The sequence below is a fragment of the Pseudomonas weihenstephanensis genome, from assembly GCF_016812185.1.
GTDB classification, from domain to species: Bacteria; Pseudomonadota; Gammaproteobacteria; order Pseudomonadales; family Pseudomonadaceae; genus Aquipseudomonas; species Aquipseudomonas weihenstephanensis.
Genome location: NZ_JAAEBV010000001.1, coordinates 147,940 through 162,203, shown reverse-complemented (window position 1 = coordinate 162,203; position 14,264 = coordinate 147,940). Strand labels below are relative to the sequence as shown.

13 protein-coding genes are annotated in these 14,264 nt (G+C 55.6%); 8 read left to right on the top strand and 5 right to left on the bottom strand.

The window, feature by feature from the left end; translation table 11 throughout:
* Nucleotides 1-13: 13 nt before the first annotated feature.
* The 5 genes from iolG (at nt 14) to GYN01_RS00760 (ending at nt 5,950) form a co-directional block, all read left to right on the top strand.
* Nucleotides 14-1,039 (top strand): bifunctional inositol 2-dehydrogenase/D-chiro-inositol 1-dehydrogenase, encoded by a 1,026-nt coding sequence (gene iolG / locus GYN01_RS00780; protein WP_048365443.1) that lies wholly within the window; start codon nt 14-16, stop codon nt 1,037-1,039.
* 81 nt (nt 1,040-1,120) lie between these two features.
* The gene (locus GYN01_RS00775; RefSeq protein ID WP_048399487.1) at nt 1,121-2,155 is read left to right on the top strand and encodes a Gfo/Idh/MocA family protein; all 1,035 of its coding nucleotides are present in this window, start codon (nt 1,121-1,123) and stop codon (nt 2,153-2,155) included.
* Nucleotides 2,156-2,280: 125 nt separating this feature from the next.
* Entirely contained in the window at nt 2,281-3,207 is a 927-nt protein-coding gene (locus GYN01_RS00770; protein ID WP_048365445.1) for a sugar ABC transporter substrate-binding protein, read from the top strand.
* A 92-nt stretch (nt 3,208-3,299) separates the two neighbouring features.
* Nucleotides 3,300-4,865 (top strand): sugar ABC transporter ATP-binding protein, encoded by a 1,566-nt coding sequence (locus GYN01_RS00765; RefSeq protein WP_203306446.1) that lies wholly within the window; start codon nt 3,300-3,302, stop codon nt 4,863-4,865.
* 62 nt (nt 4,866-4,927) lie between these two features.
* Nucleotides 4,928-5,950, top strand: a complete 1,023-nt coding sequence (locus GYN01_RS00760) for an ABC transporter permease (RefSeq protein WP_048399488.1) — start codon at nt 4,928-4,930, stop codon at nt 5,948-5,950.
* Between the two features lie 54 nt (nt 5,951-6,004).
* Here GYN01_RS00760 and GYN01_RS00755 read toward each other — a convergent pair whose 3' ends face one another.
* Nucleotides 6,005-9,859, bottom strand: coding sequence for a hypothetical protein (locus tag GYN01_RS00755; protein ID WP_203306445.1), 3,855 nt, complete (start codon nt 9,857-9,859; stop codon nt 6,005-6,007).
* Between the two features lie 401 nt (nt 9,860-10,260).
* Between GYN01_RS00755 and GYN01_RS00750 the strand changes: the two genes are divergently transcribed.
* The 3 genes from GYN01_RS00750 to GYN01_RS00740 all read left to right on the top strand — a co-directional run bounded on the left by GYN01_RS00750 (nt 10,261) and on the right by GYN01_RS00740 (nt 12,530).
* Entirely contained in the window at nt 10,261-10,665 is a 405-nt protein-coding gene (locus tag GYN01_RS00750) for a TraR/DksA family transcriptional regulator (RefSeq protein WP_047274833.1), read from the top strand.
* 182 nt (nt 10,666-10,847) lie between these two features.
* On the top strand, nt 10,848-12,194 hold the full coding sequence (locus GYN01_RS00745) for a phospholipase effector Tle1 domain-containing protein (protein ID WP_048365449.1): 1,347 nt from the start codon (nt 10,848-10,850) through the stop codon (nt 12,192-12,194).
* Between the two features lie 126 nt (nt 12,195-12,320).
* Nucleotides 12,321-12,530: a hypothetical protein gene (locus GYN01_RS00740; protein WP_048365450.1), complete on the top strand. Its 210-nt coding sequence runs from the start codon at nt 12,321-12,323 to the stop codon at nt 12,528-12,530.
* Here the strand turns inward: GYN01_RS00740 and GYN01_RS00735 are convergent.
* From GYN01_RS00735 to GYN01_RS00720, 4 genes are all read right to left on the bottom strand, one after another.
* Complete coding sequence (locus tag GYN01_RS00735; protein ID WP_048365451.1) at nt 12,527-12,763, bottom strand: DUF2789 domain-containing protein; 237 nt, start codon at nt 12,761-12,763, stop codon at nt 12,527-12,529. The genes GYN01_RS00740 and GYN01_RS00735 overlap by 4 nt on opposite strands.
* Nucleotides 12,764-12,858: 95 nt before the next feature.
* Nucleotides 12,859-13,248, bottom strand: coding sequence for a hypothetical protein (locus GYN01_RS00730; RefSeq protein WP_053221308.1), 390 nt, complete (start codon nt 13,246-13,248; stop codon nt 12,859-12,861).
* Nucleotides 13,249-13,327: 79 nt separating this feature from the next.
* Complete coding sequence (locus GYN01_RS00725) at nt 13,328-13,558, bottom strand: hypothetical protein (RefSeq protein WP_048365453.1); 231 nt, start codon at nt 13,556-13,558, stop codon at nt 13,328-13,330.
* Between the two features lie 133 nt (nt 13,559-13,691).
* Nucleotides 13,692-13,967: a hypothetical protein gene (locus GYN01_RS00720; RefSeq protein ID WP_203306444.1), complete on the bottom strand. Its 276-nt coding sequence runs from the start codon at nt 13,965-13,967 to the stop codon at nt 13,692-13,694.
* Nucleotides 13,968-14,264: the final 297 nt, after the last annotated feature.

The following is a 14,264-nucleotide window of genomic DNA, read 5'->3' as shown; positions in this document are numbered from 1 at the left end:
CAGGAGTCTGCACATGTCGTTGAACACCCAAGCGTTGAAGTTAGGCGTCATTGGTACGGGCGCAATCGGTCGCGATCACATCCGCCGTTGCAGCCAGACCTTGCTCAATAGCCAGGTAGTTGCGGTCACGGATATCAACCTGCAACAGGCCGCCGACGTGGTGGCTGAACTGGGGCTGACCGCCGAGGTGTACCCGGATGGTCACGCCCTGATCAATGCCCCCGAAGTGGACGCGGTGTTAGTGACGTCCTGGGGGCCGAGCCACGAAGAGTTTGTGCTGGCGGCGATCAAGGCCGGCAAGCCGGTGTTTTGCGAAAAACCCTTGGCGGTCACCGCAGCAGGTTGCCGCAACATCGTCGACGCTGAAATCGCGCAGGGCAGACGTCTGGTGCAAGTGGGCTTCATGCGCCCGTACGACGCCGGTTATCTGGCACTCAAAGCCGTGATCGACAGCGGGCAGATTGGCGAACCGCTGATGCTGCACTGCGCGCACCGCAACCCGCGCGTGGGTGAACACTACAAAACCGACATGGCCATCACGGACACGCTGATCCATGAACTGGACGTGTTGCGCTGGCTGCTCGACGACGACTTTGTGTCGGTGCAAGTGGTCTTCCCGCGTAAAACCAGCAAAGCCCTGGCCCATTTGCGCGACCCGCAAATCGTGTTGCTTGAAACCGCCAAAGGCACGCGCATTGATGTGGAAGTGTTCGTCAATTGCCAGTACGGCTACGACATTCAATGCGAAGTGGTGGGCGAGACCGGGATCGCCAAATTGCCGGAGCCTTCGCAGGTGCAATTGCGCAGCGGCGCCAAGCTGTCGAATGCGATTTTGATGGACTGGAAAGACCGCTTTATCGCGGCCTACGACGTCGAGTTGCAAGCCTTTATTGATGGCGTGCGCGCAGGCCGGGTGGGTGGGCCGTCGGCCTGGGACGGCTTTGCTGCTGCCGTTGCAGCGGATGCGTGCATTGAAGCGCAGGGCAGCGGGGCGATTGTGAACGTTGAACTGGCGCCACGCCCGCATTTTTACGGCTAACAAACCCTCTCCCGCAGGCGCTGGTGCAGGTTGCGCCAGCGCCTGCGGGTGGCATGTACCGTTTTTTAAGGAGAGGTTGCCATGCGCATAGGGCTTATCGGTTTTGGCCACGGTGGCCGTTTTTTTCATGCCCCTTTGATCGCCAGCCTGGCGGGTGTGACGTTTGCTGGCGTGGTCACGCGTTCAGCCGAACGACGCCAACGGCTGGCCCGCGATTACCCAGGCGTCAAGGCGTTCGACACACTGGCGCAGTTGGTCGAGGCGGGGGTTGATCTGTTAGTCATTTCCACGCCGTTGCAAGGGCGTCCCGAGCTGGTCATGCAAGCCATCGAGCTGGGTATCGCGGTGGTCAGTGACAAGCCTTTTGCCGCCGACACGCGGCACGCTCAACCGATGGTAGATGCCGCCCAGCGTCAGGGTGTGCTGTTGAGCGTGTATCAAAACCGGCGCTGGGACTCGGACTTTCTCACGGTGCGCAAATTACTTGAGGCGGGTGCATTGGGCGTCGTCACACGCTTTGAGTCGTTCATCGAGCGCTTTTCGCCAGAGTCGGTGGGCAGTGCCAGTGGCGGGGGGTTGCTGCGCGATCTGGGCAGTCACCAAGTTGATCAGGCGCTGCAATTGTTTGGCCCGGTGACCTCGGTGTATGCCGAGCTGGCATACAGTCCTGAGCATCCAGAGGTCGATCACAGCTTTTTTATGGCGTTAACCCATGACAATGGCGTGATCTCCCACCTTGGCGCCAGTGTGCTGCAAAACAGTCCGCGCCCGCGTTTTCGCGTCAGTGGCTCTTTGGGTAGTTATAGCGTTGAAGGGCTGGATGGTCAGGAGGCTGCGGTGCTCGCCGGGCGCACCCCCAAAACCGAAGGCGAACGCTGGGGCGCCGAAGAGCATCGACGCTGGGGGTGGTTCGAGCACGGTGATGAACGCGAGCGCGTGCCCACCGAGCACGGTGGCTGGCAGCGCTTTTACCAACTCATGATCGACGCCGTGCAAGGCTCGGGCCGGGTGCCGGTTGCGCCGCAACAGGTGTTGCAGGCTTTGCGTGTGCTGGACGCGGCGCGAACCAGCGCACACACCTGCGAAGTGATCACGTTGGGCGCGGAAGAAAAATAGAAATGTTGCGCTTTAAAATTCTAAAACAGGTTGATATGGAAATTATTTTCCAATAGAGTCGATTTCAGTGAATCGACACCAAGTACCGCATCTATAAAACCAACAAGAATGTGGAGACTGCCGCAATGAAACACAGCCTACGTATCGCTTCCCTCGCCCTGTCCGTGATGTTCGCCAGCGGCGCTGCCCTGGCGGACATCAAGATCGGCGTGAGCATGTCGCAGTTTGATGACACCTACCTCACGTACTTGCGTGAGTCGATGAACGAAAAAGCCAAAACCTACCCCGAAAGCGTGCAGTTGCAGTTTGAAGACGCGCGCGCTGATGTGGTCAAGCAACTGAGCCAGGTTGAAAGCTTCATCGGTCAAAAGGTCGATGCCATTGTGGTTAACCCGGTCGACACCGCTGCCACCAAACGCATCACCGAGGCGGCCGTTAAAGCCGGTATCCCGCTGGTATACGTCAACCGTCGCCCGGACGATCAGAACTTGCCCCAGGGCGTTGCCACTGTCGCCTCCGATGATTTTGAAGCCGGAAGAATGCAGATGCAGTACCTGGCCGACAAGCTGGGCGGTAAGGGCAATATCGTGATTCTGCTCGGGGATCTGGCCAATAACTCCACCACCAACCGCACCAAAGGTGTGAAAGAAGTACTGGCCAAGTACCCGGATATCAAAGTCGATCAGGAGCAAACCGGTATCTGGTTGCGCGACAAGGCCATGACCCTGACCAATGACTGGATCACCCAGGGCCGTCAGTTTGACGCGGTGGTTTCCAACAACGACGAAATGGCCATCGGTGCCGCCATGGCACTCAAACAGGCGGGCGTCGCGAAAGGCAGTGTGCTGATCGCGGGCGTCGATGGCACACCGGACGGCGTACGCGCCGTGGAGAAGGGCGAGCTGGTGCTGTCGGTGTTTCAGGACGCTAAAGGGCAAGCCTACGGCTCAGTCGACACGGCGATGAAAATGATCAACAAAGAACCGGTAGAACAAGCCGTCTGGGTGCCGTTCCAGCTCATCACCCGAGACAACGCCAAAGACTTCAAGTAGTCAGCCACTCACCCATAACAACAATAAGTGGCGAGGCATGCGCCTTGCCCACTGTCTCGGCCACTGACCGGGGCATCTGAGGAGTACTGGCTATGCTCGCGTCAGCGACTGTATCAAGCACCCTGGCTGTAACACCTGCTCCCACCGCCTTCACGGCCGCTGCGCCGTATCTGTTGGAAGTGGTCAATGTCAGCAAGGGGTTTCCCGGTGTCATTGCACTGGATGACGTGCAACTGCGCGTGCGTCCAGGCTCCGTGCTGGCGCTGATGGGTGAAAACGGCGCGGGTAAATCCACGCTGATGAAAATCATCGCAGGCATTTATCAGCCTGATGCGGGCGAGTTAAGGTTGCGCGGTAAGCCTGTGACGTTCAGCGGTCCGCTGGCCGCGTTGCAAGCCGGCATTGCAATGATCCATCAGGAACTCAACCTGATGCCGCACATGAACATTGCCGAGAACATCTGGATCGGTCGCGAGCAGCTCAATGGCCTGCGCATGATTGACCACAAGCAAATGTTCCACTGCACCGCGCAATTGCTCGAACGCTTGCGCATCAACCTCGACCCGCAAGAGCTGGTCGGCAACCTGAGCATCGCCGAACGTCAGATGGTCGAGATTGCCAAGGCGGTGTCGTACAACTCAGACATCCTGATCATGGACGAGCCGACGTCTGCGATTACCGACAAAGAAGTCACGCACCTGTTTTCGATCATTGCCGACCTCAAGGCGCAGGGCAAAGGCATCATTTACATCACCCACAAAATGAACGAGGTGTTTGCCATCGCTGATGAGGTCGCGGTGTTTCGGGACGGCGCCTACATCGGCCTGCAACGCGCCGACAGCATGGACAGCGACAGCTTGATCTCGATGATGGTCGGCCGTGAGCTGACCCAGTTGTTTCCGGTGCGTGAAAACCCGGTGGGCGAGTTGCTGCTGTCGGTGCGTGATTTGCGTCTGGACGGTGTGTTCAAAGGCGTGTCATTCGACTTGCATGCGGGTGAGATCCTGGGCATCGCCGGGCTTATGGGGTCGGGGCGCACCAATGTGGCTGAAACGCTTTTTGGCATCACCCCCAGTGATGGCGGTGACATTCAACTCGACGGTCAGCCAGTGCGGGTCTCCAGCCCACAAATGGCGATTGAAAAGGGCTTTGCGCTGCTGACTGAAGACCGCAAGTTGACCGGACTGTTCCCGTGCCTGTCGGTGCTGGAGAACATGGAAATGGCGATCCTGCCGCACTACGTCGGCAAGGGCTTCATCCAGCAGAAAGCCCTGCGTGCCCTGTGCGAAGACATGTGCAAAAAGCTACGGGTCAAAACCCCTTCACTCGAACAATGCATCGACACGCTCTCGGGCGGCAACCAGCAAAAAGCCCTGCTTGCGCGGTGGCTGATGACCCACCCGCGTTTGCTGATTCTCGATGAGCCGACCCGGGGTATCGACGTCGGCGCCAAGGCCGAGATTTACCGGCTGATCTCCTTTCTCGCCAGCGAAGGCATGGCCGTGATCATGATTTCCTCGGAGCTGCCTGAGGTGCTGGGCATGAGTGACCGGGTCATGGTCATGCATGAAGGTGAGCAGATGGGCACGTTGGACCGCAGCGAGGCGACTCAGGAGCGGGTGATGCAACTGGCGTCGGGCATTGGCGCAATTCATTAACCATTTCGGCGCGCTGGCTGTAACCGGGCCGGTAGCACAGCAGAGTGAGAGGGTACCTGTCCATGAACGCAATAACCGAAAACAAACCCGCCATAGCCCCGACCAAGCCCCGTCGCCGGTTTCCGACTGAGCTGAGCATTTTTCTGGTGCTGATCGGTATTGGTCTGGTGTTTGAAGTGTTTGGCTGGATCGTGCGCGATCAGAGCTTTTTGATGAACTCTCAGCGTCTGGTGCTGATGATTTTGCAAGTGTCGGTGATCGGGCTACTGGCGATTGGTGTGACCCAGGTCATTATTACCACCGGCATTGACCTGTCATCCGGCTCGGTGCTGGCACTTTCGGCGATGGTGGCCGCGAGCCTGGCGCAGACTTCGGACTTCAGCCGTGCGGTGTTCCCGTCATTGACCGACTTGCCGGTGTGGATACCCGTCGTCGCGGGGCTGGGTGTGGGGCTACTGGCGGGCGCGATCAACGGCAGCATCATTGCTATCACTGGCATTCCGCCGTTTATCGCCACCCTCGGCATGATGGTGTCGGCCCGTGGTCTGGCGCGTTACTACACCGAAGGCCAGCCGGTGAGCATGCTTTCAGACGCCTACACGGCCATCGGGCACGGCGCGATGCCGGTGATTATTTTCCTGGTGGTGGCGCTGATCTTCCACATCGCCCTGCGTTACACCAAATACGGCAAATACACCTACGCCATCGGCGGCAACATGCAGGCGGCGCGCACCTCGGGGATCAATGTCAAACGGCACTTGATCATCGTCTACAGCATTGCGGGTTTGTTGGCAGGGCTGGCGGGCGTTGTGGCCTCCGCACGGGCTGCCACCGGGCAGGCGGGCATGGGCATGTCGTATGAACTGGACGCAATCGCCGCAGCGGTAATCGGCGGCACCAGTCTGGCGGGCGGGGTCGGCCGGATCACCGGCACGGTGATCGGCGCATTGATCCTGGGCGTTATGGCCAGCGGCTTCACCTTTGTGGGTGTCGACGCCTACATTCAGGACATCATCAAAGGCCTGATTATTGTGGTGGCGGTGGTGATCGATCAGTACCGCAACAAGCGCAAACTCAAGCGCTGAAGGGGTGCATAATTTGGGGGCTTCATCAAACGATGGCGACCCCAGTGGTGGGTGTTAGTGATAACGATTGAAATAGCGGGGCCTGTAATTGATCGCCCTGTCTTCATATCTGGCAGGTTCCCCGAGAGCCGACACTTTGAAGCTGATGATTCGCCCGTGGTCTTTCTTGACCTCGGGATCAAGGAGGCTGGCAAATTGCTGCTGCAATGATTTTTCAGCCGCTGATTCTGCTGTTTGCAGGCTGTTGCCTGGATGGGCGTTTAAGTGTGATTTGATCAAGTTATTTTTATATTCGGTGACTCTTGTTGACCCCCAATCCAGTGCGACGGGACCTTTGAATGCTTTGACCGGTTTTCTGATGGCTTTCTGGAAGCGATCTGCAAACGAGAAACCTTTATAACCTTCTCCTGCGTGACATATCAGCAGTCGGACATTGTCGAAGGTCGCAGGGTCAACCCCTTTACTTTTCAGCAGTTGTATAAAACTGTTTACGCCGTAAGGTTTGCCATCGACCCACACTTTAGTGCCTTCGCCCAAAAATCTGTCGAGCGTAGACGCGCCGTTGCCATGGGCTACGATGTTAAGCCGCTGCGTCCCTTTGTAGGTATCCGTAAAGGTATGCACTTCATCAGCAATGAGCTGTAACTCTTTCATGCCGCCCCCCATACGGATGACGTTATCTTGGGCCAATCCCGTATCAAGCAGGGAGGGTTTTGACGATGGCAATGGGCTGATCGAGGAGGTTTGCGGTTGAAAATTTTCGAGTGGGGGCCCGTAGGCTTTTTGACCTGGCACGTCATAGGCGTACCATTTTCCCGTGTTGATATCGTGTTTCGCGGTAATAGGTATTACGTGGTCGCCACCGTTCGCTATTTTTAAACTGCCGTGAGCGATATCACTGTGCTTGGCCAGTTTGAAAAAGTCCACGCTGTTCTCTACCCCCCGCAGGGTTTCGATTGCACGGGCCGTTATGCGCGAAGCTGTATTTGCGGTGGTGGTCACTGAACGTCCCAAGCCGGTCAAGATGTCTGTCGGTGAGGCCGTCACTATCAGCGCTTTGGCCACTTTGCTGGCGAGAGTGATATAGCGTGAAGTCGTGGAAGCACCTTTGGCCAAGCCGCCTGCCGCTTTGCCGGCTTTGACGCCCGGCACAATAAAACCAAAAATATCCAGGGTCAGATCAGTCACTCCCCCCGCGATATCACCTTTGGCGAAACTCTTGATACTGCTGACTAACGGGATGCTATTGACGGCTAAATTCAGGATCTGCCTTGTGACCGGGTGCTCGGTGTCGAACGTCGTGGTGCCACCTTGCACATCCCTGCTGGCCTCTTTAATGCCAGCGTTCGTTGTTACGGCATGGGCGATAAGTTGGGTTCGGTCGCTGTCAAAACTATTGAGCGGCGCTTCACTATTACCTTCCTGAAGGGGCATCAGGCCGGGTGTATCAGGCGCCGGTATAACCTGTTCAATATCGGTCGCTTTTAGCGCAATGATGGCGAAACCGCCCGGTGGTACGAGCGTCACAGGCTTTAGTTTTTCCTGGCCTGGCCGCCGTGTGATGCAGCCTTTCATAAAGTCTATTTCGTAAGTGGTATAGGCGCCCTTGTGATGAATGTTGAGCAGTAGCGGTTTATCCGGGGCGGGCTCGCGAGCAATTATTTTGGAGTTGTTCGTCGTGACGTCCATATGACGAAACAGGCTGATTTCTCCATGTTCTATTATTTTCCGATCGGCTAATGGCAGGTTCGAAATGAGCAGTTTGAGGTGAGTTGCAATACTGAGATTAATGGCAGAGGTGTGCGCAGAGAGTTTGTTTTCATACACGGTTGCGTTAGTGGCTTGGGTCGAGGAGACCATAGGGGCGACGCCAATGGCGGGATCCGTTGACTGCCAGGTTTTAAAGGACGAGGCGTACTCGCCGGATACCCACAAATCGAGCAATGAATAAGGTCCGGCATCGGCGAAGTCTTTCGCCAGCCCACCCCCGCCTAGGGAAGGGTTGATATGCCGCTGGTAAATGACTTTTCTTTCGAAGTCGGTGCTGCGCCCGTATATGTTTTCCAGCTGTTCAAGTGCTATTTTTTTTCTGTCCGGGGGCACTTGAGTACGGGTGTGAGCTGCTTCAATCAACACGTTCAAGCGCGTGTTATAGGCCTGTTTGGCAGTCAGGGCTTCTTCAGGCGTGTACAGGTCTTTTTTACTGAGGTATCCGTTGCAAACCCCCCACGTGATAACCGCTTCTTCTTTAGCAATGTGCTCAATGCGCTCACCGGCTTCAGTGATGGGCGCTTTATCAGCATGCAACATGACTTGCGCAAAATTCATCGTCGAGGTTTTACCCGGCGCTTGGGCTTCGATCCGGTCGACGGCTGTTTTGAAGTCAACCCAGGTGTGCGAGCCGTAGGTCAAAGAGTCAGGGATATCCTTAACCAATACCTCGGGCGCTTTGCGCGATAAAAGCATAAAAGCTGCGACAGGGGCCAGGTTTGGCTTATGCAGTGACTGAGTGTCAATCAAGTGTTGGGTCAGGCCTTCTTGTATTGAAGACAGGGGTTTACCCCAATGCTGCGACTGGCTTAAATCGTACCCGGCGACCGTATGCCTGCCCGGTGAAGGGTCATTGGCTTTTTCCTCAAGCGCCAGGGCCATTGAGGTTAAGAGCCAATCATCAGCACTGGTGGCGCTCTCGGCCCCTTCGAGTTTGTCTCGCAGGGCGGCGCCATGGGCCTGGGCTGCTGGCATTTTGATCAACTGTTCTAGCACGCTGCGAGGATCACTCACATCGGCTTGTAGCCAGCGATCGTCATCCGTCACGTAATCAAAGACGTTAAGGTTCACAAGCTCCCTTTCAAAACCCGGCAACGGGTTTTTTAAGATCTCTTTTGCCGCGACCCTGACCGCATTTTGTTGTTGCGTGTTTAGCGCAATAGGCCAAGTCAGGCCACCGCCGAAGTTGCCATGGGGAGGGCTTTGTAACGGCGGTTCTTTAAGTACCGAGGTCAGGTTGGCTAACTCTTCATGGGTGGTAGGCAGTTTCCAGCCATGAGCGGTAATGAACTGAGCAACGCTCACCGTTTCGCCCTCTATGTGTTCACCTGTGAGGCTGAAACGGGAGTTGGGCGCAATGGACAGGGTTGTGTTCAGATCGAGTGACTTGGCATTAACCCTGCTGGTTAATTCAGCCAGCAGGGTGCGATGGTTGAGCAACTCTCCAAACGGAACATTTTGCGCGCTCAAGATGTCTACGGCTTTGTATTCAATACCGTTGATGTTCACCGTTTTACCCAGCGGTTCCTGAAAGCTTTTATGCTTGGCGATCGTTTCTGCGCGTTGCTTGTTAACCTCTGAATTGTCACTAATGGTTTCGCCATAGAATTGGGCGATTTCATCCATTGAGGCCGAATCTGGCGTGTAGGTATACGGGCTGACACCACCTTGAGTGGCAGGGTGGGTTTTCAAGGCGTTCACGATAGGCAACGCCTGAACAATATTGTTGAGCAGTGACTGATTGATTCCTGCCGCTCCCACTCGATCCCGGATGATGACTTTGCCGTCGGATCTCATACTGATTTTTGGATCTCGGGTAAGCCTTTTTTCCTGTAACCACTCCCTGAACACCGCATTTCTCAAAGCCGTGGAAAGCTGATGGCGTAAATGCCCAAACTTTGAGTCTGGCGGCACATTCAGTGTGATGGGTTTACCGTCCACAGTCCGGCCCGAACCATTGGATCGCAGTGTCTGGCTGTAGGCTAACGCCAACATTAAATCGGGGTCGGTGTCATGTGGGGAGGTACCGCTTTGCGCAGCAATCGGCTTTTGTTGAAGCGGCGTTGTATTACCTGAAGGTTCAGTAGTGTTGGACGGGGTGGGCTGAATCGAATTTGCCTGGCTTTGTACAAAGGTCATTCACGGTTACTCACGGGGGGATTCGTCCATCTCAAGTAAAAAATCTGTACTTGAGTTCTGAATCCTTTAGTCGTCCGTGCTGTAGGTGCTGTTCCAAGGGAGTGGTTGTGGACTTGTGTCGTACCGTGTTTCGTGCTTTTTCCGTGCTTGTGTGGAATTTCTTGCTACAAACGCACTCCATTAGCCCCTGCGTGACAAGTTTTTCGTCTTTTTCCAGGTTTTACTGGACAAATAGCTGTCATTTCAGTTGCTGAGTCGATAAGTCGGCCGTAGACTGCCGCCCCTCGTAAATTGAGTGCCGGGTGGCGCTTGAAATAGATGGCACCTAACTGGTTGGGATGAAGATCGGTCAGGACGCTCCCTAATTCGCCTTAATGCACGTATTTTTTATAGAGAAATCAATGACAAAGGATAAGTTGCTGGCCATGCCGGCGGATGACTACATGAATGCCGAGCAACATGCTTTTTTCACTGAGCTGTTGCAAAACATGAAGGTCGAAACCCACGAGCGTATTGAGCAGAATCGCATCGCAATCGAGAGCCTGGACACCCCGGCCGACCCTGCGGATGCGGCGTCGGTTGAAGAAGAGCGTACCTGGCTGGTTAACGCGATTGATCGCGACCAACGCATGCTGCCGCAATTGGAGCAAGCGCTGGAACGTATCAAGGACGACAGCTTTGGCTGGTGTGATGACAGTGGCGATGCGATTGGCCTCAAGCGTTTGCTGATCAGCCCTACCACCAAGTACTGCATCGAAGCTCAAGAGCGTCACGAGCAAATCGACAAGCATCAGCGTCAGGCCTAACCTGACCTTGCCGGGCCGCGCAAAGCGGTCCCGGTAGCTTTTCACACGCAGGTTTACTCCTTATTCCTGACGTGCTTACCCCTGAATAATCCTGACCGACGTTGCGCTGGTTTCAGCGTTTGCACGCCCTTATATTGGTGCGTGGATTTGGCATGAGGCCGATTTTTTTGAGGGCAGGATGAATGAACAATTTCAGCAACACGGGACGTGTGTTGCGTGTCGGTGTGTTTTTTGATGGAACAGCCAATAACCAGTTCAACAGCCTGACAGGTCAGGCACGACAGGCTCAGGGCTTGCCGGTTGACTCCGCCAGCAGTTATGCCGGCGTCCCGACCAACATCGCCAGGCTTTACCAGCTTTACCCGGTGCAACCGGTTTTTAATGCGCTGGGCCACGCGGTCACTGCGCTCTATATCGGCGGGATAGGTACCACGACAGGGCAGGCGGATACGCGTTTTCCGGCTCAAACTTATGGCCGTGGTCGAACCGGAGTGATAGGCAAAGCGCAAGAAGCGCATGCGCGGTTGCGCCAGTGCCTGCACAGTGTGCTGCTGAATGTGCCACCCCGTTCCCTGAGGGGTTTGCAGTTGGATATTTTCGGCTTTAGCCGTGGCGCAGCAGCGGCGCGACACTTTGCCAATCTCGTCAACGCCACACGCTTCGATACGTTGTTGGAGCTGGCGGCGGACTTTACCTGCGAAATCCGTTTTATCGGGTTGTTTGACACGGTAGCGGCCATGGGCGGGATGAAGGACTTGGGTGACATCAGTGATGACATCAATCCTGGACTTAACCTTTATCTGGGGCCGGACAGCGCCAAACAGGTCGTGCAACTCAGCGCTCGGGATGAGCAACGACGCAATTTTGCCCTGAGCCGCATTGCCCCGCAGTGGCCCTTGGACATTGCTGTACCCGGGGTGCATGCCGATGTGGGGGGAGGTTACCCGATTGAGATGCAAGAGCAGGTTTACCTGACGCGCTGGGAGACTAACCGGGTTAGCCCCAGCACGCCGCTGACGCTCACCCATGCATGGAAGAGCACCGCCGCTCAACTGCCGGGCTGGCAGGCGCGCGACCTGTTGGACCACTCAGACCCCCAGGCGTTACTGGAGGTCCATACGGTCTCCGGTCAGGCAGGCAGTCGCGATGACCCGATCACACGCGTACAGGCGGCGGTTTATATGCAGCGTCGGGTGTATGGGCATCTGTCGCGGGTGTATTTGCACCTTATGCATCAATTGGCATGCGAGCAGGGCGTACCTTTCAACCCGCTTTTAAGTATCGCCGACACGCAACTGCCTGATGAGCTTTTGCCCATCGCCACAAAGATCCGTGCTCAGGCAATGGCCGGACACATCGAGTTGAGGAGCGATGAAGAGCGTTTGCTGCGCCAACGCTACATCCATCAGTCCGCTAACTGGAATGCGGCGATTGGCGAGGGGTTGGGGGTGGTAGACAAGGTTTTTTTCAACCTGCCACAAGAAGGCGGGCGACCGGTTTACGATCAGCAGGCACCTGTTTTGGTGTGACCACGCGTTGATATTGTTACCGCTCATGCAATTGAGCTATGCAGGGTATAGCTTTTTCCTGCGGCATTTAGTCACTATGATGGCCGGCATCGTTAGCAGGCTAACTAAATGCCAGGAGTGATCCTCATGAGTTATCAAGTCGATGTTGCAGTGATGATCGGTAGCGGTGTGCCACAGGGTATGCGCGAAGCCGGGCAGAAGGCGTGCTGGGTGGTATTGGTTAACGGGGAACAGCGCGGTACGGCGTTTTCCACTCGTCTGCAAGCACAAGAGTGTCAGACGGCCTGGTTGGCGCAATTAAGCGCCAACCCTTTGGCAATGCGACGTCGGGCTTAGCGCAACGTGTGCAAGCGCACATTCAGTTCGTCGACAACCAGCGCCCAGGGACCGTCTTCAAGAAGTTTCTCTTTCAAGAGGCTGGCTTGGGAGGGTGACCAGAAAGGCGCTTCGACCAATTTCACACCTTCGGCCAGCGGATGGTCTGCGATGAAGGTCTCAATTGATTGTTCGTCACTCTTCAGGCCAAGCTGACTGAACAGATTTTCCAGCGTCTTGGGTGTCTCGTCCATGCTCATCTCCAAAGGTAAATGCGGGTTACAGGCTATCTGAGGCTACAGAACCTCAAGAGTTCGCTCCGATAAGCGTTATCACTGTAGACCACAGATCAAATTGAGAGGTTGATACTGCCAATCAGTGCCTTTTCGGCTTGAAAGAGCGAGCTCAGTGCGATGGAAACTGCGCTGTTCAGGGCGACCACCTGACCTTTTGCACTCATGATGGCCGACATTCTGGCCTCTTCACTGCGGTAGCGCACGGATTTGACCGCCGCCATGCGTGCATTGGCTTCACGCAGCTGCTGCTGGAGTTGATCGAGGCGTTTTTTAAGTTGCTTGATGCGTTTTTTGAGGGCTTCAACCGGATCGTCGCTTGAGCGTGGGGTGGGCTCGGTTTCGTTTTGCGACATCAGTTGCGCCAGGCTTGAGTCGCTGGCGGGTTTACCGGTCGTCAGCGTGGGGCTGACCGCAAGGCGAGTGTCAATATTCAAGGTAATCATCAGTGATGCTCTTAAACAGTTACTCACCTTGGTATCGGCCCGGCGCTCTGATCCTTGAGGCGCGAAAGCCGACAAGGATTCAAGCGTTAAGGGCACCGGCGTCTACGGCCGCTTTGAGGGCGAGTGCGGCCTCTTTACCTGCGATGGCTGCAACATCAGCAGTCTTGAACCAGCGATCCTTTTCGACCTGATGGTAGGTGACGGTTTTGAGAGGCGGTTTGGCTCGCATCACAATCACTGCCTGAAATTCGCCATCGATTTCTCTGGCCTCACCGCGGATGAAAAACTCGCCAATATCAAATTCCGTCACGTGTCACTTTCCCTTGGAGGTAATGGAGCCGAGACAACCCGGCGACATGGGCCGGGTCGGTTTTTGCGCGAGTATGGCAGTTGTTGGGAGGTAGTGGCGCAGTAAAGTCATCGACCTGACGAAAGCCCTCAATTCAAGGTTGTGCGGTGCGAGCACAGTCGAGCTGTTTGTTTTCGAGATGGATGGCCAGTTTGCACGCATCGTTATGGCTGCATCTGAAGCCTTTTATCTGACCCGTACCGGCTTCGCGTACATGAAAAAAGCCATGACTGATCGCAATCACTTGATAGAGCGGATGATGTGTATACCCAAGATCGGGCTTGAGCCGGTAGAATGGCCCCCCAGTCGAGACCTCAGGCAGGCTATCGGTGTGGCAGGTAGCGATTGGACGTTCATCTGTTGTGTCCATGCAGAGTCTTCCTCATACGATTCTGTTGCGCAGATGGTTGTTTGAGTCAGGTCAAGGCGGTGAGTGCTGTCGCATTCAATGCGTTTTCGTTTATGTATTTGTAAGGTTTATTTTAAAAACGCTGCGTAAGGCTTTTCGCCTTTACGTACAGGATTTTCCTTTAAATGTCTTGGGCCGTTGCGTTTCATGTAATAAATGGCCGGTGTTCTTCACACATTGAGCCTGCAACGTTGTGCCTGAGGTACAAGCATCCTAATCTGCATCCAGCCACTGTTCCTGGCCCAAGCGCTCCGGGCT